The following is an 18,908-nucleotide window of genomic DNA, read 5'->3' as shown; positions in this document are numbered from 1 at the left end:
GTATTGCACCTCGTGTGCGTGATACGGTCGCTGACAGCGAAATAAGGTGCAGTTTTGCACCACATGTGCGTGATGCGGGCGCTGGACGTGCGATATGGTGCAGAGATTTGATTGTCATAGGTACTGTCGTATCGACTTGGTTATAGCGATATCCGATCATCTATTCGCCCAAGGAGGTCTCCCTATATGAGCATAACCTGCCTAGTCTTCGCAGAATGCAAAGACGGCAAGCTGCGCCGCGTCGCGCTCGAGGCGCTTGGCGCCGCGCGGCAGCTTGCCGCAGACGGCGGCGCTGTGCACGCGCTGGTCGCCGGCGCGGACAGCACCGCGCTCGCCGAGGCTGCGGCGGAGCTCGCCTCGCGCGGCGCGGCCGTCGTGCACGTCGCCGACGACGCGGCGCTCAAGGACGGCGCGCCCGAGGCAGTGCAAGCGGCCATCGCCGCCGCCATTGCCGCAGCGCGGCCAGACGCGGTGCTGCTCGGCCACACCGCGCTCGGGCGCGAAGTCGCGCCCCGCGTGGCCGCCGCCATCGGCGCAGGCCACGCGGCTGACGTCACCGCCATCGCAACATCTGGCGATGGCGGTGACGTCGTGTTCGCGCGGCCGCTCTACGCCGGCAAAGCCGTCGAGCGGCTGCGCATCGCCCCAGGCGCACCGATGGTCATCTCGGTGCGCCCGAACAACCTGCCGCCAGCGGACTCGCTGCCGGCAGGAGCCGCGCCTGGCGCGGTGTCGGCGCTGGCCTACAGCGCGCCGACGCTCTGGACGACGGTGCGTTCCGTCGTCCGCAAGACGACCGGCGCCGTCGACTTGGCGGAAGCCGACATCATCGTCTCCGGCGGTCGCGGCGTGCGCAGCAGCGATGGCTTCGCCCCGCTGCAGACGCTCGCTTCGCTGCTCGGCGGCGCGGTCGGCGCCTCCCGCGGCGCCTGCGATGCCGGCTACTGCGACTACGCGCTGCAGATCGGCCAGACCGGCAAGGTCGTCACGCCGCAGCTGTACATTGCCTGCGGCATCAGCGGCGCGATCCAGCATCTCGCCGGCATGAGCGGCTCCCGCGTCATCGTCGCCGTCAACAAAGACCCCGACGCGCCGATCTTCGGCGTTGCTGATTACGGCGTCGTCGGCGACTTGTTCGACGTCGTGCCGCTGCTCACTGGCGAGTTCCGCCGCATCCTTGGTGCTGGCTGAAGCCCCTTCTGCGCATCCACACCGTCAAACATAACAAAAAGCAACTCACAATGAGCCGCTTTTGTCATATCCGTCCCCCATCCTCACCGTAATTTCACATAAAGAGGAGGTGCTCATCGACCAGGCTCACCCTGATCAATAGCACCTCCTCTCCCTATCATCATGCCATACAGCTTTGCAGCAATCCATTAACGCTTCAACGTATAGGTCAACTGTACCGTTTTCTCCCCGACCGGCAGCGTCCCATGATTGAATACGAACGTATCCCCGTCCCGCTTCACGAACGCCAGCCGGTCGCCTTGGTAATCAAAATCATTCATATACGGCTTCATCTCAGCAAGCATCTTCTGCTCCGTTTCCGGGAGCAGCTCCTTATACAGCTCAATGACCTTCGCTGTGCGAAGATCGACTAGCAGCATGATAGAGGTCCGATAAGGCTCAACGAGCGCAATTCCATCCGAAGATGAAACATACGGCACCGTAAAAGGCTCATTCTTATAACCCGTCAGCTTCTCCAAATCGTAACGCCCTTGCAAGCTGCCGTCGGGACGTACAAGCTGCAGCTCATTGCCGTTCAACATCACAATTTGCCCTTCGGTTTCGTTCATGCTGGAGGCACTGTGGAACCCATAATAATACGCGGCGGATTGCCGGACAATCTTGCCCTTATACACGATCAGCTTATAAATATCATCCGCCAGCATCGGTTCGCCATGCACATGGGTCACAGTGAGCAAAGTCGAGTCATTCGTCAGTTGCTTGACTTCCAACGATACAGACTGATATCCCTGAACCGACGACTTGCCGATGTTATAGGGCATTTCGCTGCCGACTGCTGAATAGACGATGCCATTGTCCCGTCGTACCCAATACCACCGATTCTTATCGCCGCCGATCACGCTAAGCGGGGTATACGCTACGATCAGCTCTCTATCATTCGCTGCTTTCACTGTACCTCCAGCCCATGTGATCACATCGCGCAGCGGCATGTAGAACTGGCCATTCTTGTACAGCAGCGCTCCCGATAGCTTCCGCTTGATTCCATTCACAATTGCATACTTTGAATCTTTCGCCCAGCTCAGCGTATGATTTGGACCCGATATTTTAACAATCCCCTTTTGGACATCAACGTCCCACGCCATATCGGTCAACATAGATGCCAACTGCTCCTGCGCCATATACGTTATACCGTTCTTAACGAGAACCGACGGGTCCTTCCCTTTAAAGTCGTATACCCATGGCGGAGCGTACAATGCCATTATTGGAGACACTTGCTCTGCAACTGACGCCGACTGATCCATCACAGCTTCCGTTCTCGTCCCTTCGGCTCCTGCCACATGGATTGGCGACAGCACCATTATGATAGTCAGCACAGCCGCCATTGCCATGCGCCAAGCTCCAAGCCGTTTTCTACCTAATTTCATTTCGCCACAACCTCTCCCTTTATGAGCTCAACGTATATCGCAGCTCGGAAACCGTCCCATTCACCAAATGCGCATGCTTAAAGACGAGTTCATTGCCATCCCTGCGGACAAATTCAATCATATCGCCCGTATTCCCCATATCCGACGGGATCTTCCACTTATCGATGATCGCGATTTCATCCTCCGTAAGCAGCTCCTTATACAGCTCAACAACCTTCTTCGTACGAAAATCGAACAGCAGCATGTTCTTGACCAACCTATAAGGCTTAATCAACGCGATGCCCTCCGATGGCGACACGTACTCCACCATACAAGCGATATCGTACGGATAACCGTTGTTATCCATCACATCTTTCAAATTAATCCTCTGCTTCAAGGATCCATCAGGCTTCACGATCTGCAGCTCGTTGCCATCCAGAAGCAGCGCATAACCTTCCGCAGTCTCCGGATAATGAATGGGATCCCTACCTGTATAATGAACAAACGACTGTCGCACCAGCTTGCCTCGGTACACGATCATTCGATATCGATCGCTTTGCCATCGCTGTCCTTCCACTATCTCCGGTCCATAACTATGGATAACCGACAGCATCGTCGAATCATCCGCTAACTTCACCGTACTAATCGAATACTCCTCCTCCGCTCGAACCGGCGTCTGGCCGATCCAATGCGGCATTTCGGTACCGGTCGACGTGTAGACGATCCCATTATCCCTTCGCACCCAGAACCACTGCTGTTGATTGCCTGTCCGCATGCTTCTCACCGTATATCGAACCTCTACTTCACCTGATTTCTTCATCTCGATCGAACCGCCCGCCCACTTCACGACATCGCGCAGCGGAAGGTAGTACATATCATCCTTCAGCAGCGCCGCGCCCGCCATCGTCCGCTTGTTTCCATTCACGACAGCCTGCTTCGAGCCCTTCGGCCAGATCAACGTATGATTGGGGCCAGCTGATCGGAACACGCCCGCCTTGTAATCCGCAACCCACAGCAAATCGGTGAACATGCTGGACAGCCGCTGCACGGACACATAGGTCATCCCATCAGTCACAATAACGGAGGGGTCCTTCGTCTGCAGCTTCAGCACCCAGCTGGAAGGCTTCAATTCAATCGAAGCCGGCATCGGGTCTTTCGATGATGGTCCCCTCTCGCCATATTGAGGCCCTGGCATCCCATCCGCGCTGACTTGCCCGACTGTCCCTGCTAATAATGAACCAATAAGAACCGCCGCCAGCAGCATCATTCCGATCGCTTTGATCGCGATCCCTTGTTTCCTGCTTACCCTCCAAGTCAACCTCATTCCGATTCACCATTCCTATCTCAACTTCACTTAGTAAACTTACACCATCACCTCTACTTAAACGAGAAATAAAATGGAAATGTTCTGGAACAACCCTCATTTTATTGAATTTTTACCCCTCAACCACTTATTGTAAATTCCTATCAAGTTAATTATATTTATATATTAGACCAATAAAAATCTTCCCCTTATGATAGATCCAACAAGTCCAACACCTACATCATCGCTCATAAGGAGGTTTGTACAATGTCCATCTTCGACTATCCCGTAAACGCAATCGACGGATCACCTCTTGATTGGTCCCGCTTCAAGAACCAAGTGCTGCTCATTGTGAACACAGCCAGTAAGTGTGGATACTCGCGCCAGTTCGCAGGTCTTCAACAACTCTACGCCGGCTATCAGGAGCAGGGATTCACGGTAATCGGTTTTCCATGCAACCAGTTCAACGGGAAGGAACCGGGCGCCCCTGACGAAATCCATACCTACTGCCAGAAGAACTTCGGCGTGTCGTTCCCTCTCTCCGAGAAGATCAAGGTAAGAGATTCATCCGCTCATCCCCTGTTTCGATACCTGACGGAGACAGCTCCATTCCAAGGCTTCGACCGCAGTACGCAGAGCGGCGAGTGGATGCACCATTTTCTGCAGGACCAATATCCCGACATCCTTGAGGGCAGCGGCATCAAATGGAACTTCACGAAGTTTCTCATCGATCGCAGCGGCCAAGTGGTGCGCCGATACGAACCGACGATCGAACCAGCGGCGATAGAGGATGATCTCCGACAACTGTTAGCCCAGCCCTATTAAGCCCTAGCACAAAAAGGTGCTTGTCGACCAGGTCTCCCTGTTCAACAGCACCTTTCCCCGCTACCCCTCGTTCAGACCGCTGTCATCCGATGTGGAACGGTCATACGCTACCGTCTCTTTGGTTCCATCCGCATACTCCAGATCGATAGAGTCGATCACGATGGAGCTCAATGCGCTCTGGTAGGTGAAAAGATTGAATACGACGATTTCTTCTCCAGCCTCTACGGGCCCGACATACTTAATTCGGAACGTGCTCTCCCCTGAATGCTGATCGTACGAAGGATCGCCAACTGCATTATACGTACTGACATTGAGCGTATAGTAATTGATCTTCTTGCCGGACAAATTGTTCGCAAACCAAGATAGGGTTATGCCATCAACCGAATTTCTTCCGAAGTTGAAATCTGTTGGTTCCGAGAAACGCTCACTTGCTCTAGCCGTATCATTGTCCAGTATATTGCCTGTATCATTATCCGATGGAAAATCCGATTCCTCCGGCATCTTATCCTCGGATACTTCCTTCTCTCCTGCATTCAATCCTGCTTCTTCAACACCTGCTTCATTCTCTGTCGATTCCACAATTGGATCTGCAGCTGGTGCAGAAGGCCCCTCTGCATTCGGATTCTTCTGTTCCCCGATCTTCACCACGCTATCGCCAAGGTTCAAAGCAGACTTCACATTATCGGACAACTGAACGCCGGCAAAAAAAGCTACAATAACAGCAATAAGAAAAAATAGTGCGATATTCACTTTACCTATCATACGAAAGCCCCACTTGTTTGTTTTCATTCATCCTAAACAATTATTCCCTCTATTAAAAGTTAAATAATGGCAGCAGGACAAATCTGTTGTCAAATCCTACTACCTTATGCTATATTCTTCTTCCGCTCTCTACGCACTTTCGCCTTAACGTTAAAGGATGGAGGTGTCTCTTGTCATGTTGTTCTACGTATTAGCCCGCAAAACATACGCCCGCAACCTGCAGTATCGCGGCGCACATCTAATCAACACGATTGCAAGCTCCTTATTCGGCTTTATCTACATCTCGATCTGGGCAGCAATTGCTTCGGATCAACCGCTTGGCGAGTATGGTCGCGCCGGCATCATAAGTTATGTTGCATTCAACCAATGCAGCCTATGGGTTGCAGCCTTCTTAACCAATGGGCTCGGCATCGAGCAATCGGTTCGGACGGGCGGCATCGCGCTGGAGCTTATGCGTCCAACTCACCTGTTCTACCAGCTCATGTGCAAGGAATGGGGACAGATCGCGTACCAGTTTATTTACAAATTTCTGCCGATCTATGCCCTGTACGCCGTCGTTATCCCGATTTACATGCCTCATAAGCTCGTCACTTGGCTGGCAACAGCCGCTGCGCTGCTGCTCGCCGGTTACATATCGATCTGCATCAATTACATCATCGGTGCCGCTGCGCTATGGACGACAGAGTCACGTTGGCTGTATTGGGTGAATCATGCGTTCAGTACGCTGCTGTCCGGTTTTCTCATCCCGTTGGAATGGCTGCCGCAGCCGCTTGCCTTCATTGCCCGCTGGTCCTTCTATCCATCGATGAACTATATTCCGACTCGCATCTATCTGGGCATGTCCTCTCCCTCGTTGCTAGTGGGATCTGTGGCATGGGCGGTCCTCTTGACTGTCCTCTGTCTGGGGCTGACAAGCATAATGCGGCGTAAGGTGGAGGTGCAAGGCGGATGATGAACGGATTGCGCATGTATGGACTGTTGTTCCGAGCGAGCATACGAAGCCGGATGCAATACCGATTCAACTTCTGGTTCTCCTCCGTCATGCTGGCCGTTATAAGCATCGTCGAATTTCTGCTGCTCGCGATCATTTTGCTCAAATTCGGCCATATCAAGGGCTGGAGTCTAGCAGAAGCCGGCTGGCTGTTCAGCGTATTGTCATTGTCGAGAGCGCTCTATCGGACGGTCGCCAACGATGTTCACAACATCGAGAGCTACCTCGTCAGCGGCGAACTGGACGGTCTATTGCTGCGCCCGATTCCTGTGCTCACCGCACTCATGTCGCGCAACGTGTCGTTCCGATTCGGCGAAGTATTCCAAGGCATCGGTATTCTCGTGGTCAGTATGTCGACGCTAATGAGGGAAGGTCAGATCGGCTGGTTGTCCATCCCGCTTACATTATTCGTCATTCTGTCCGGCGCTGTGCTGCTGTTCTCTATCGGATTGCTGACGGCAACTGCCGGCTTCTGGCTGACACGGATAACCGAGCTGCAGAACATTACCGAAGATGCTGCCCGCACCGCTGTTCAGTACCCGATGTCGATCTATCCGCGCTGGCTGCAGGGCATTCTGGTCGGCATTATTCCCGTCGGCTTCGCCAACTATATGCCGGGGTTGTTCGTGCTGCGCGGCGATACAGGCTGGTGGATGCTGCCGCTGAGCGCTGGCATCGCCTGCACGTTGTTCGCGTTCGCTCTATTATTCTGGCGATTCGGCATTAGCCGATATCAGAGCACAGGAAGCTGAAGAAGAGGAGAAGGAAATCGGATGAAACCAATGATTACCGTCAATCAGTTGTCCAAAAGCTTCCGTTCGCCGCTCGCGGCGCCGGAAGGACCTTTCCGCGGGCTGCGCACGCTGGTGTCCCGTCAATATACGGAGAAGGAAGCCGTGCGCGGCGTCAGCTTCTCCATCGCGCCCGGCGAGTTCGTCGGCTATATCGGCCCGAACGGCGCCGGCAAGTCAACAACTATCAAGATGCTCGCCGGCATCCTCCATCCGACGTCCGGCGACGTTCGGATCGACGGCCTTAATCCGCATCGGGACCGACGCCGTGTGGCAAGGCGGCTGGGCGTCCTGTTCGGCCAGCGCACGCAGCTGTGGTGGGACTTGCCCGTTCGCGACTCGTATGACATTCTCGCTGCGATGTACGGTATCGATGCAGGACGCAAGGATGCACGCATGAACGAACTCGCCGATCTGCTGCAGCTTGGCGAGTTCATGGACACGCCTGTTCGCAAGCTGTCGCTCGGCCAGCGAATGCGCGCCGATCTCGCAGCGGCGTTGCTGCATGATCCCGACGTGCTGTTCCTCGACGAGCCCACGATCGGACTTGATGTCGTGGCGAAGCGCAGCATTCGCGCGTATCTGCACAGCATTAACGTAGAGCTTGGCAAAACCGTGCTGCTCACGACCCACGACATGGACGATATTGAGCAGCTATGCAGCCGCGTTATCGTTATCAATCGCGGAACGCTCGGCTTCGACGGTACGATCGATGAGCTCCGGCGCCGTATCGGGCTGCCGACGCTCATTCGGGTTACGTATCGGCAGGCGCCCGTATTGCCTTCTGTCGATCTCGATGCTGGCGACACATCGCTCCGCTTAGCGGAAATCGATGGCCGTACGCTTACAGCCGAATGCAATCGCGAAGCGATCAGCGCGATGGAGGCGCTCCGTCTGTTGGAGCAATACGGGGACATTGAGGATGTGCATATGGAGGAGCCGCATTTTGAAGATGTGATCCATAATCTTTATTAGAGGTTGTTCAAGAAAACCGCTGACAACCGGATTTTTTGAACACGCAATATTAGAGCCGAATGTCAGGACCGCTTACCGCATATCGTTGATCGATAGGCTAACATTCCAATCCGCGCCGCTCACAGGCCGGATTCGAGGAGGTAAGCAATGCTGCCCAATCAGTTGTCGAGTGATGAACGTTTGTACGGCATGCTGTGTCATTTGCTCGCTTTCGTCGGACTAGTCGTCCCGCTGGGGTCCATTATCGGACCGCTTGTCATCTGGCTGATCAAACGCGAGCAATACGCTTACGTCGATGCGCAGGGCAAGGAATCGCTCAATTTTCAGATCAGCATGCTGATCTACGGCATTATCTCCAGCATTCTGATCATCATCTTCATTGGCATTCTGACTTCGATCATCATCGGAATCGCCTGGATCGTCCTGACCATCATCGGCACGCTGCGCGCGTATGAGGGGCGGCATTATCAGTACCCGCTTACGATTCGTTTCTTGAAGTAACGGCAAGAGATTAGGCTGTTGGCTATGCCTATTTTACTGTTGATCAGCAGGCATCCATTCGGGCGGGCGCATACAATATCCCAGACCTCATAGAAAAGGATGAGATATTCGTATGTTCATGCCAACACCAGGCCCTATGCCAGGAGCGATGCAGCCTGGGGCGATGTCGCTGCAGCAGAAAGCAACCAGCCTGATCGGGCGCCCCGTCGGCATCTCGATGCGCAACGGCACGGGCAATTCCGGCATTCTGTGCAGTGTTCAAGGCGGCGAGATCTATGTGCTTCAATATTTGTACCAATCGCAGTTCGCAACGTTCCATTATCCAATCAACCAGGTCGCGGATATCATCCCATTCCCTGCTTGCCGTTAATATCAACTTGAATAGGCATATAACGCGAAGAAGCCTTCAGCCGCATAAGCGGTTCTGAAGGCTTCTCTTCTGGTTGACAGGCTGCGCCTTGCGGCGATTAGTTCGGCAGCGCAAGAATGTCTTCGATACGGCGAAGCTCTTCTTCCGTGAACGACAGGTTGTTCAACGCCGCTACGTTATCGTCGATTTGCTCCACACGGCTTGCGCCGATAAGCGCGGACGTAACGCGTCCGCCGCGAAGCACCCATGCGAGCGCAAGCTGCGCCAGCGACTGGCCGCGCTCGCGCGCGATGTCGTTCAGCTTGTGGACTTTCGCCATTTTGCCATCGGTCAGGTCGCGCTCATGCAGGAACACGCTCGAGCCCCCTGCACGAGAGTCGGCCGGTACGCCTTGCAGGTAACGGTCTGTCAGCACGCCGCCAGCCAGCGGCGAGAAGACGATCGAACCGATGCCTTCTTGGTCGAGCACATCCTGAAGGCCGTTCTCGATCCAGCGGTTCAGCATGGAATACGATGGCTGATGAATCAGGCATGGCGTGCCGAGACGCTTGAGAATCGCCGAAGCCTCTGCCGTCTGTTCAGGCGAGTAGTTCGAGATGCCGACGTAGAGCGCTTTGCCGGAGCGGACAGCGCTATCCAGCGCGCCCATCGTTTCTTCCAGCGGCGTGTTCGGATCAGGACGATGCGAGTAGAAAATATCGACGTACTCCAGTCCCATCCGCTTCAAGCTCTGATCAAGACTCGACAGCATATATTTGCGCGAGCCCCACTCGCCGTAAGGGCCTTTCCACATATGGTAGCCAGCCTTCGTCGAGATGATCATCTCGTCGCGGTATGGCGCCATGTCCTGACGCATGATCTCCCCGAAGTTCGTCTCTGCCGAGCCTGGAGGCGGACCATAGTTATTCGCAAGGTCGAAGTGGGTAATGCCCAGATCGAACGCTCTGCGAACCATCGCGCGTCCGTTCTCGTATTTATCGATACCGCCAAAATTGTGCCACAATCCAAGCGACAGCGCTGGAAGGCGCAGACCGCTTCTGCCGCTGCGATTATATGTCATGGTGTCATAGCGTTTCTCATCTGCAACATAGACCATTAGGGTTCAACTCCTTGTCCGTTATGCCAATATTGTAGCATTTCGTGACAACAATCCCCAATGACAGAATGACGAGAACATATGGTATAATGTCAGAATTCCAATAATAAAGTTAGCAGGTGTTATATCGCTTGAACATACAACCAACCAAGGATGGCATTCGCAAAAAAACAGCCCCTTCGAGCGGGAACAACGATCTGCACGTCTCGTATTGGGGCACGCAGCCCTGTCCGCCAGGACATACCTGGGGACCAGGGGTCCGCGATCATCATAAGCTTCATTTTATCCATAGCGGCCTGGGTGTATTGCGCTTTCGCGGCGTGACCTATGAGCTTAGCGAGGGACAAGGTTTCTATGCACCGCCTAATGAGATTGTTCATTATACCGCGGATGCGGACGAACCCTGGGTGTACAGCTGGCTCGGCTTCAGCGGCAGTCAGGCTGGCGCGATTATCGGTCGGACGGCGCTGCCGGATCGACCGGTGTTCGATAACCCGATTGCCGTGAATGAAAGCTGGTTCGATCGGCTGTCCGACATGTCGGATCGTCCGGGCGGCGATCTGCTGCTGCAGGGCGTCTTGTTCGAGCTGCTTGCCGCGCTTATTAAACAGGCGCCTGCTCCTGCCAGCAATCCCGACACGGTTAAGCCTCGCGAAGAATATGTGCGACGCGCCGCGGACTTCATCCACCGTCACTACGACGAGGAAGTGTCGATGAAGCAGCTGTCCGACTATTTGGGACTCGATCGCAAATATGTCGCTACGCTGTTCCGCGAGTCGCTTGGCCTGCCGCCGCAGCAATATTTGCTCCGCTATCGGATGGACAAAGCTTGCGAGCTGCTGCGCAGCACGGGACTAACGGTTGCCGAGATCGCACGCTCCGTCGGCTACAAAGATGCGCTGCTGTTCTCGCGCATGTTCAAGAAAGTCGTCGGCGTTCCGCCAAGCAAGTACACCCGCGAGACGGAACAGTAACGCGGTGGGATGGGCTGGGACGGACAGGATACTTTGATGTATCCTGTCCGTCCCAAGCTCGCCGTTCCCGCTACTTAGGATACTTTTTTGTGCTCTATCTGCTCCACGCTCGCCGTTCGCGCCACTTAGGATACTTTATTGTGCTCTATCTGCCCCATACTTGCCGTTCGCACCACTTAGCATACTTTTATGTACTCTATCTGCTCCACGCTCGCCGTTCGCGCCACTTAGGATACTTTATTGTGCTCTATCTGCTCCATACTCGCCGTTCACGCCACTTAGGATACTTTTTTGTGCTCTATCTGCTCCACCGCTCGCCGTTCACGCCACTTAGGATACTTTCGTATCCTATCCGTCCAGCGCTTTTTGCTTCTATCTCACTAATCAGACTGTACGCAAAGGCGCCCAGAGATTTTTTACTCGAGGCGTCTTTTTATAACTCGCGAATATACCATGCATCACATGAGTAATGCTCGGACCCGGCAAGCGGTGCCTCCAACGCTCGAAAGCCCTGTTTCACATAGAAGCGGTTCGCTGCTTGCATCGTTTGGAGCGTCTCCAGATAGCAGGTTCGATAATGATGGCCTGCAAACGCGAGTGCATGCCGAAGCAGGTCAGCGGCAAGGCCTGTCCCTCGCGCCTCCGGCAGCAAATACATCTTCTGCAGTTCACAGACCCCGCCCTCAGGCGAACCGAATTCCGCAATCCCGCAGCCGCCGAGCAGTTTCCCGCTGTCGTTTAACGCAACCCAATAGGCTCTGCCTTCATGATTATAATAATCGGACAGATGACTCAAGCTCTCGTCCTCCCACGCCAGCCCCGCACGGTTACCGCCGAACTCGATCAAACAATTCCGAATAATGGTCTCAATCTCTCGATTATCTCCTTGTTGTATAGCTCTGATCATCCTGCTGCCGCCCCTATCTATAAGGTTTATCCTGTCTTTGTTAATGGGCGATATCTCGCTCCAATTCGGCCAGCCACGCACCAGCAGACGCTAAGGAGCAATCTCTCACCTCTAACCCGTCAGTCAGAGACAAAACTCACCGCTCCCGCCTAACGCAACGTTCCATCTATCCATCCCTTCGTTTTGTTTATTCTATACACGTTTTCCATATATTTAACTAGAATTGTGCAACTATCCCCTTACGTTTCGCGTTATGATCGGAGAAGCGCTATTACGTTCGGCCAATGGCTTGACGATCATTCCGATAATGACAAGGAGATACACGATGCGAATGAAATTGCGAAACTTGTTCCTCGCCTGCTGCGCAGCGACCATGCTGCTTACAGCTATTCCGGGGACGAGCCATACCGTTAATGCCGCCGCACAGACCAAGCCGGTCACCGTGATGCTCGACGGTTTCCCGCTTCCGTTCCCTGCCGCTCCGTTCAACTCGGGCGGAACGATCATGGTGCCTTTCCGCGCGATCGCGGAGGCGTTGAACATTCAAGTCGTCTGGTCGAATCAGACCCATACCTTAACGGCTAAGAAGGTTCGGGAAGACGCAACAACGGAAGTAATCCTCCGTCAATCCCAGCTGACTGCGACGGTTAACGGACAGAAGAAGCAGCTCGCCAAAGCGCCGATCAACCGAAACGGCACCATCTTCGTTCCGCTCAGCTTCTTCAGCACGCAATTCGGAGCGCAGGTTGGCTGGAATGGACCCTCGCAGACGGTTACGATTACTTCGCCTGTTGAGCCGATGTATACGGAAGCCTTCTATGCGATTCGTTCCTTCTTCGAGCTTGAGCTTGTGAAAAATTTCGATGCCGTCTCGTACGGCTGGACGCGAATCGATCCTTCTACTGGCGATCTTACGCTGGAGGGCAAAGATTTCTATTGGCCGGAAGCAGCAGGCAGCGTTACGCCGGACTCTATCGTTAATGACACTACCGCGCAAGGCAGCAGCGCGAATCTGATGGCGGCAGCCATGGACGGCAATGGTGAGCTTACGAAGCTGCTCGGCAATCCCGAACAACAGCAGCGCGTGATCGATCAATTGATCGATCTGGCGACCACGCACCATTTTACAGGGATTACACTGGACTTCGAGGGTCTTGCCCTAACGGGTGACCGCAAAGCGGTGCAGCAAACATTCAATAACTTCGTGCAAAAGCTCGACAAGCAGGCAGAAGCAGCAGATCTGACACTAACGTTGGCGCTCCACCCGCTGAACAGCTCGTACCACGGCTATGATTATAAGACATTGTCCGGCTACGCAGACGAAATCATCATTATGGCTTATGACTATAAAACGTACACCAAGGCTCCCGAGCCGCTTACGCTCGTGAACGAAGCGATTCAGCTGGCGCTCAAGGAAGTGCCGAAATCGAAGCTGGTGCTGGGCATATCCACTTACAGCGAGACCGAACAATCGATCGGCAGCAAAATCGGACTCGCCAAACGCTACGGGCTCAAAGGCGTCGCGATCTGGCGAATCGGACTCATCGGCGATAAAGTGATGAGCGCTATCGGCCAATCGATCACGCCGATTCACTAAGCAGTGGTTGTCGCGGTCGGCACAACAAAACAAAGGGACAGAGCCCGTGGCTCTGTCCCTTCTTGACTGCCTAGAGTTTCTAGGCAGTCTTCTTTATTCTTCCTTGGACGGCTGATTCGTCCACGAATGAACAGGTGTCCAGCCAAGCAGCAGCTTTGCCCGTTCATTGCTGACGACCGCCTGCCAGCCCGACACATTCCCGCGAATATCCCTTACCTCCGGGAACAAATGCTCCAGCAGCCGCTCCGTCTCCCAATCGCTAAGCGTGTCGTCTGCGGTCACGTTCAGGCAATGCGCGCCAGGCACATCCGCCTCAAGCGCCGCAATCGTTGCGCTTACCGCATCGCGAATGTCGATGTAGCTCCACAGGTTGCGCGTATAACGCTCGGGCTGGCGCGTCGCCAGCCCTGCATATTCGTGGACGCCGACGATCATCGAGTATCGCAGCGATAAGATGCTCATGCCGCTGCGCCGCGCGAACATCGCTGCCGTCTGTTCGTTCACGATTTTGGACAAACCATAACATTCTTGAGGCTTCTGCGGATGATCTTCATCCACCGGCACGTAGTCCGGCGCGAACGGGTTCGACGCCCAAGCGAATCCGTACGAAGACTCGCTTGAACCAACCACCACCTTATCGATGCCGAGAATGGATGCAGCCTCTAGAATATGATAGGTCGACACCGTGTTATTGGCGAAAATCGTCGCGTTCGGATAACCGAGCGGCGCTGGAATCGCACCGAGGTGGACAATCGCTTCCGCGCCGTGCAGCGCGCTGACCACCTGTCCAAAGTCGTTCAGGTCTACCGTAATCTGTCTCGCGCCGGGAAGGTCCGACCGCTTCGTATCGAGCGACGCGACCTCCCAGCCTCGGCGCTTCAGCTCAGGAATGAGCGCTCTACCAAGCTTGCCGCTTCCGCCGGTAACGGCGATTGTTCGTTGTGTTGGCACTGTGTCAGCCCCTCTCTAGCTACTCTTTCAAGCAACCGCTTCGTTACGGTCGAACAAGCGTCCCGTCCGCTTTGCGGTCCAGCTTATAAGGCATATGATACGTTGTGCGATTCCATCCTTCTTCAAGCAGCATCGCTGCCTTCAGTTCATCCAGCTCAATGCCAAGACCCGGCTTGCTGGACGGATACAGATAACCGCCTCTCCGCTCCACATGGCCAGGGAATGCCTCCAGCTCTTCAGACTTGAAGTGATTCACTTCCTGAATGCCGAAATTCCATACGGCCATATCCAAATGAACGGCCGCCGCTTGGTTGACCGGGTCGTTCTCGCCGCCCTCCTGCCATGCTGTGCGGACGCCGAACGCTTCGCACAGGGCAGCGATTTTGCGGCAGGCCGTTATGCCGCCAGCCTTGGACACGCGCACGCGGATGAAGTCGATCAGCCGCTCCTGCACGAGGCTGAGCCACTCCTGCCCGTTCACGAACAGCTCGCCGACCGCCTGCGGCGTTGCGCTCTGCTGGCGAAGCTGGCGGTACCAGCCAATCTGCTCCGGCGCAAGCGCGTCTTCCAAGAAGAACAGATGATACGGCTCAAGCCGCTTAGCAAGCTGAATCGCCGTAATCGGCGACAGATGTTCGTGCACGTCATGCGTGAATGCGATCTCCGAACCAAAGGCGACGCGAAGCTCTTCGAACATATGCGGAATCGCATGCAGATACGCCTGCTCGTCGAACACCGGCCCCCTGGTCCATGCGCCTTTGGGCAAGTTCGCCCGCTCGGGCGGAATGAAGCCGCCTCCGCCATAACCGCCAAGCTGTGCGCGGATGACGGTATACCCTTCCTCCATGTAACGGGCCACGTCTTCCTTCAGCTCTGCGATGTCCGCGCCGCCCGCGTGCCCATAACACGGCACCGCCGCACGGCTCGCGCCGCCAAGCAGCTGATAGACGGGCATGCCCGCTTCCTTGCCTTTTATATCCCACAACGCCATGTCGATGCCGCCGATCGCCGTCTGCAGCATCGCACCGTTGCGCCAATAACCGCTCAAATTCATCGTGTGCCATATATCTTCGATATTCGCCGAGTCTCTGCCGATCAGCTGAGGCGCCAGCAACTGCTCGATTACCGCTATGACGGCCTCTGGATTATACATATCCGATGCCGATCCGATGCCATATAACCCGTCTTGATCCGTCGTCACCTTCACGATCGTCCAGACGCCGTTCGCTCTTGTCCGAATGCATGTGATGCCCGTAATTATCGCCACGTCCAAGCCCTCCCTATTGCGGTGTCGAGTCCATTGTATCGAGATCGGCTTGGCCGCTTAATGAGGCATTATTAAACTTTGCACCGCATTATTAGCTTGTTCCGCCCGAAGCGATGCCGCCCCTGCGCGAATGCGATAGACTGGCGTTGAGAGCGCCGGTTCGCACGCTGCTGCATGCGCCCGGCTGCGAGAAGAAAGCCAACAACCGCTAGGAGGAATTAGGCCATGACGAAGCCTACGCTGTCTACTGCCATATACCGCAACCCCGCCGCTTCAATCGACGAGCGGGTTCAAGATTTGCTGTCGCGCATGACGATTCAAGAGAAAGTTCGGCAGCTGGACCAATACTTCGGGACGTCATTCGTTAGCGCAACTCATCCCCATATGATTACGGTCATGGCGGAGGATGCCGAGATCGATTGGGACAAAATCAAAGAGATAGTCGGACTGGACGGCATCGGCTGCATACACGACTTGTACGGCACGGCCGCGATGAACAACGCGCTGCAGCGCTACGCGGTTGAGGAAACGCGGCTCGGCATCCCGATCCTGTTCAGCGAAGAGGCGCTTCACGGTCTGCTGCGTCCGGGAATGACCGTTTATCCGCACGCCATCGCGATGGCGTCGACATGGAATCCCAAGCTTGCGAAGCAGATCGGACGCGAGATCGCGGCCGAGACGCGCAGCGCCGGCATCCACGAATCGTTCGGTCCAGTGCTCGACTTGGCCCGCGACCCACGCTGGGGCCGCGTAGAGGAGACGTTCGGCGAAGACACGCATCTGGCGAGCCGCATGGGCGTCGCAATGATTCAGGGGCTTCAAGGCGATTCGCTGCGCGACGAGGACAGCATTATCGCCGAGCCGAAACATTTTGCCGTACACGGCATTCCGGAATCCGGGCTTAACCATTCGCCCGTCTCCATCGGCGCAAACGATATTCGTACGTACCACCTGCCTGTATTCGAAGCAGCCTACAAGGAAGGCGGTGCAATCAACGCAATGTGCGCCTACCACGCGACCGATGGCATTCCCTGCGCATCCGACTTCGAGCTGCTGACAGGCGTGCTGCGGGATGAGTGGCAGATGCCGGGCTTCGTTCGGTCTGATCTAGGAGCCATTGCGCGGCTCGAGCATGCCCACGGCACGGCCGGCTCTGCGAAGGAAGCGATTCGTCAGGCGCTGGAGGCAGGCGTCGACATGCAGTATTACGATTATCCACATGAGGTGTACCAGCAAGCTCTTATCGAAATGGTGCAAAGCGGCGAGCTGCTGGAGGAAACAGTCGATCTCGCTGTAGCACGCGTGCTGAGGGTTAAATTCATGCTCGGCTTATTCGAGAAGCCGTATGCCGATCCTAATCGGACGGAACAAGTAGTACGCAGCGAAGGCCATCTTCGCACGGCGCTGCAGACGGCAAGAGAATCGATCTGCTTGCTGCAGAACGAAGGCAATCTGCTTCCGCTTCGCAAGGATATCGGCACGATCGCCGTCATCGGGCCAAGCGCCGACAAAGCGAGACTCGGCGACTACACGCCTTATATCGAGGGCTTCCAGCCGTCGACTGTCCTTCAAGGCATCCAGCAAGCTGTATCCTCGAGCACCCGGGTTTTGCACGCTGCGGGCACGGGCATTCTGGACGGCGAGCTCGAGCCGATTCCGATGGCATGGTTCCGCGAACCAAGCGGCGGCGAAGGGCTTCGAGGCGAGTACTACAACAATGAAGAGCTGGAAGGTGCGCCGACGCTTGTGCGGAACGATCCGCACATTCATTTCAACTGGGCGATTACGAAAGCCGACCAGCAATTGAAGTCGCATGGGTTCTCCGTCCGCTGGACGGGTAAGCTCGTGCCTGCGCTGAGCTTCTCCGGCTTTATCGGAACGGCGACGCATGACAGCATGCGGTTGTGGCTCGACGGCGAGCTGCTCGTCGACGGCTGGGGTAAGGATAAAAACGCGAATGCCAGCGTTCCGGTCGCTCTGCATGCCGGTCGCGAATATGACCTGCGAGTCGAATACGTCAAAGACATGAACGGCGTCGACATTACGTTCGGCTGGAGCCGCGACGAAGAAGGCATTCAAGAAGCAGTCGAACTGGCACGTCAAGCCGATGTCGCAATCGTTGCGCTCGGCGACTCCGAGCGGACTTGCGGCGAAGGCGTCGACCGTTCCAATCTCGACCTGCCTGGCCACCAGCTCCGACTGCTGAAGGCAATCCATGAGACGGGTACGCCTGTCGTGCTTGTACTACAGAACGGTCGACCAATTACGCTCGATTGGGAGTCCAGCCACATTCCGTCCATCGTCGAGGTATGGTACGGCGGCGAACGTGCCGGCGAGGCGGTTGCGGAGGTGCTCTTCGGCGACTACAATCCGGCAGGCCGGCTGCCCATCTCGTTCCCTCGGACGATCGGCCAGATTCCGGTCTGCTACAACAAGCGCCGCGGCGGCCAGAAGCATTATGTCGGCGGCGATAACAAACCGCTGTATGCGTTCGGCCACGGGCTCAGCTACACGACGTTCCGTTACGATAACTTGCACGTCGCGAAATCGGTCATTTCGGCGAACGAAGAGATACACGTCTCGTTCAATGTCACGAACGACGGCACGATGGCAGGCGATGAGGTCGCACAGCTGTACGTCATCGACAAGGTTGCATCCATCGCGCTGCCTGAGAAGCAGCTGAAACATTTTGCCCGATTCTCGCTGCAGCCAGGTGAGACACGCACGATCGCCTTCACGGTGAAGCCGCGCGATCTCGCGCTGCTGAACAAGCAGCTGGCTTGGGTCGTCGAGCCTGGCACGTTTGCGCTGCAGATCGGTCCAAGTTCGGATCGGGCCGCGCTTGTTGCGGAGATTACAGTGGTGTAACTTTCACAAGCTGACCAACCATATGACAAAGCCTTGGTTACCGCTTCTTCCCGAAGCAGGTGATCCAAGGCTTTTTGGTGACATGTTCTCCCCGATCGCTCTAACTCCATAGATCAATTGCTCTCCACACTCCCCT

At 55.5% G+C, this 18,908-nt stretch carries 17 protein-coding genes; 10 read left to right on the top strand and 7 right to left on the bottom strand.

What is annotated here, in order from left to right:
* The first annotated feature begins 186 nt into the window (after window positions 1-186).
* Entirely contained in the window at window positions 187-1,191 is a 1,005-nt protein-coding gene (locus SBI19_RS26185) for an electron transfer flavoprotein subunit alpha/FixB family protein (RefSeq protein ID WP_317972470.1), read from the top strand.
* A gap of 188 nt (window positions 1,192-1,379) precedes the next feature.
* Here SBI19_RS26185 and SBI19_RS26180 read toward each other — a convergent pair whose 3' ends face one another.
* Both SBI19_RS26180 and SBI19_RS26175 read right to left on the bottom strand, forming a co-directional pair.
* Window positions 1,380-2,615 carry a stalk domain-containing protein gene (locus tag SBI19_RS26180; protein ID WP_317972469.1) on the bottom strand — a complete coding sequence of 412 codons (1,236 nt, stop codon included), beginning with the start codon at window positions 2,613-2,615 and terminating at the stop codon, window positions 1,380-1,382.
* Window positions 2,616-2,634: 19 nt separating this feature from the next.
* On the bottom strand, window positions 2,635-3,918 hold the full coding sequence (locus tag SBI19_RS26175) for a stalk domain-containing protein (RefSeq protein WP_317972468.1): 1,284 nt from the start codon (window positions 3,916-3,918) through the stop codon (window positions 2,635-2,637).
* Window positions 3,919-4,164: 246 nt separating this feature from the next.
* Here SBI19_RS26175 and SBI19_RS26170 point away from each other — a divergent pair, with 246 nt between their 5' ends.
* Window positions 4,165-4,722, top strand: a complete 558-nt coding sequence (locus SBI19_RS26170) for a glutathione peroxidase (protein ID WP_317972467.1) — start codon at window positions 4,165-4,167, stop codon at window positions 4,720-4,722.
* A gap of 60 nt (window positions 4,723-4,782) precedes the next feature.
* Here SBI19_RS26170 and SBI19_RS26165 read toward each other — a convergent pair whose 3' ends face one another.
* Window positions 4,783-5,484, bottom strand: coding sequence for a hypothetical protein (locus SBI19_RS26165; protein WP_317972466.1), 702 nt, complete (start codon window positions 5,482-5,484; stop codon window positions 4,783-4,785).
* A 175-nt stretch (window positions 5,485-5,659) separates the two neighbouring features.
* Here SBI19_RS26165 and SBI19_RS26160 point away from each other — a divergent pair, with 175 nt between their 5' ends.
* The 5 genes from SBI19_RS26160 to SBI19_RS26140 all read left to right on the top strand — a co-directional run bounded on the left by SBI19_RS26160 (window position 5,660) and on the right by SBI19_RS26140 (window position 9,112).
* A complete protein-coding gene (locus tag SBI19_RS26160) occupies window positions 5,660-6,436 on the top strand; it encodes an ABC transporter permease (protein ID WP_317972465.1) in 777 nt (258 codons plus the stop codon).
* On the top strand, window positions 6,436-7,227 hold the full coding sequence (locus SBI19_RS26155) for an ABC transporter permease (protein WP_317972474.1): 792 nt from the start codon (window positions 6,436-6,438) through the stop codon (window positions 7,225-7,227). The genes SBI19_RS26160 and SBI19_RS26155 overlap by 1 nt, the downstream gene beginning before the upstream one ends.
* A gap of 30 nt (window positions 7,228-7,257) precedes the next feature.
* Window positions 7,258-8,241 (top strand): ABC transporter ATP-binding protein, encoded by a 984-nt coding sequence (locus tag SBI19_RS26150; protein ID WP_317972473.1) that lies wholly within the window; start codon window positions 7,258-7,260, stop codon window positions 8,239-8,241.
* 147 nt (window positions 8,242-8,388) lie between these two features.
* Window positions 8,389-8,742: a DUF4870 domain-containing protein gene (locus SBI19_RS26145; RefSeq protein ID WP_317972464.1), complete on the top strand. Its 354-nt coding sequence runs from the start codon at window positions 8,389-8,391 to the stop codon at window positions 8,740-8,742.
* A 163-nt stretch (window positions 8,743-8,905) separates the two neighbouring features.
* Window positions 8,906-9,112 carry a hypothetical protein gene (locus tag SBI19_RS26140; protein WP_317972472.1) on the top strand — a complete coding sequence of 69 codons (207 nt, stop codon included), beginning with the start codon at window positions 8,906-8,908 and terminating at the stop codon, window positions 9,110-9,112.
* Between the two features lie 97 nt (window positions 9,113-9,209).
* On the opposite strand, the gene mgrA is transcribed toward SBI19_RS26140, so the two are convergent.
* On the bottom strand, window positions 9,210-10,208 hold the full coding sequence (gene mgrA, locus SBI19_RS26135) for an L-glyceraldehyde 3-phosphate reductase (RefSeq protein WP_317972463.1): 999 nt from the start codon (window positions 10,206-10,208) through the stop codon (window positions 9,210-9,212).
* A gap of 131 nt (window positions 10,209-10,339) precedes the next feature.
* Here mgrA and SBI19_RS26130 point away from each other — a divergent pair, with 131 nt between their 5' ends.
* Window positions 10,340-11,182 (top strand): AraC family transcriptional regulator, encoded by an 843-nt coding sequence (locus SBI19_RS26130; protein ID WP_317972462.1) that lies wholly within the window; start codon window positions 10,340-10,342, stop codon window positions 11,180-11,182.
* A gap of 433 nt (window positions 11,183-11,615) precedes the next feature.
* Here the strand turns inward: SBI19_RS26130 and SBI19_RS26125 are convergent, their stop codons facing one another.
* Window positions 11,616-12,089 carry a GNAT family N-acetyltransferase gene (locus tag SBI19_RS26125; protein WP_317972461.1) on the bottom strand — a complete coding sequence of 158 codons (474 nt, stop codon included), beginning with the start codon at window positions 12,087-12,089 and terminating at the stop codon, window positions 11,616-11,618.
* Between the two features lie 325 nt (window positions 12,090-12,414).
* Here SBI19_RS26125 and SBI19_RS26120 point away from each other — a divergent pair, with 325 nt between their 5' ends.
* Window positions 12,415-13,686, top strand: coding sequence for a stalk domain-containing protein (locus tag SBI19_RS26120; protein WP_317972460.1), 1,272 nt, complete (start codon window positions 12,415-12,417; stop codon window positions 13,684-13,686).
* A gap of 93 nt (window positions 13,687-13,779) precedes the next feature.
* Here SBI19_RS26120 and SBI19_RS26115 read toward each other — a convergent pair whose 3' ends face one another.
* Window positions 13,780-14,637 (bottom strand): NAD-dependent epimerase/dehydratase family protein, encoded by an 858-nt coding sequence (locus SBI19_RS26115; RefSeq protein WP_317972459.1) that lies wholly within the window; start codon window positions 14,635-14,637, stop codon window positions 13,780-13,782.
* A gap of 43 nt (window positions 14,638-14,680) precedes the next feature.
* A complete protein-coding gene (locus tag SBI19_RS26110; RefSeq protein ID WP_317972458.1) occupies window positions 14,681-15,904 on the bottom strand; it encodes an enolase C-terminal domain-like protein in 1,224 nt (407 codons plus the stop codon).
* 225 nt (window positions 15,905-16,129) lie between these two features.
* Between SBI19_RS26110 and SBI19_RS26105 the strand changes: the two genes are divergently transcribed.
* Complete coding sequence (locus tag SBI19_RS26105; RefSeq protein WP_317972457.1) at window positions 16,130-18,772, top strand: glycoside hydrolase family 3 N-terminal domain-containing protein; 2,643 nt, start codon at window positions 16,130-16,132, stop codon at window positions 18,770-18,772.
* The last annotated feature ends 136 nt before the right edge of the window (window positions 18,773-18,908 follow it).

Source organism: Paenibacillus sp. CCS19 (assembly GCF_033239625.1).
Classification (GTDB): domain Bacteria; phylum Bacillota; class Bacilli; order Paenibacillales; family Paenibacillaceae; genus Paenibacillus_T.
Note: the sequence above shows the minus strand (reverse complement) of the source record. Positions and strands in the feature narration are given on the sequence as shown.

Bases quoted from the DNA above. Each gene is read 5' to 3' on its own strand.
- SBI19_RS26165 (WP_317972466.1), bottom strand. From the start codon at position 5,484: ATGATAGGTAAAGTGAATATCGCACTATTTTTTCTTATTGCTGTTATT.
- SBI19_RS26140 (WP_317972472.1), top strand. From the start codon at position 8,906: ATGTCGCTGCAGCAGAAAGCAACCAGCCTGATCGGGCGCCCCGTCGGC.
- SBI19_RS26175 (WP_317972468.1), bottom strand. From the start codon at position 3,918: ATGAGGTTGACTTGGAGGGTAAGCAGGAAACAAGGGATCGCGATCAAA.
- SBI19_RS26170 (WP_317972467.1), top strand. From the start codon at position 4,165: ATGTCCATCTTCGACTATCCCGTAAACGCAATCGACGGATCACCTCTT.
- SBI19_RS26120 (WP_317972460.1), top strand. From the start codon at position 12,415: ATGCGAATGAAATTGCGAAACTTGTTCCTCGCCTGCTGCGCAGCGACC.
- mgrA (WP_317972463.1), bottom strand. From the start codon at position 10,208: ATGGTCTATGTTGCAGATGAGAAACGCTATGACACCATGACATATAAT.
- SBI19_RS26145 (WP_317972464.1), top strand. From the start codon at position 8,389: ATGCTGCCCAATCAGTTGTCGAGTGATGAACGTTTGTACGGCATGCTG.
- SBI19_RS26150 (WP_317972473.1), top strand. From the start codon at position 7,258: ATGATTACCGTCAATCAGTTGTCCAAAAGCTTCCGTTCGCCGCTCGCG.
- SBI19_RS26160 (WP_317972465.1), top strand. From the start codon at position 5,660: ATGTTGTTCTACGTATTAGCCCGCAAAACATACGCCCGCAACCTGCAG.
- SBI19_RS26105 (WP_317972457.1), top strand. From the start codon at position 16,130: ATGACGAAGCCTACGCTGTCTACTGCCATATACCGCAACCCCGCCGCT.
- SBI19_RS26125 (WP_317972461.1), bottom strand. From the start codon at position 12,089: ATGATCAGAGCTATACAACAAGGAGATAATCGAGAGATTGAGACCATT.
- SBI19_RS26180 (WP_317972469.1), bottom strand. From the start codon at position 2,615: ATGAAATTAGGTAGAAAACGGCTTGGAGCTTGGCGCATGGCAATGGCG.
- SBI19_RS26155 (WP_317972474.1), top strand. From the start codon at position 6,436: ATGAACGGATTGCGCATGTATGGACTGTTGTTCCGAGCGAGCATACGA.
- SBI19_RS26185 (WP_317972470.1), top strand. From the start codon at position 187: ATGAGCATAACCTGCCTAGTCTTCGCAGAATGCAAAGACGGCAAGCTG.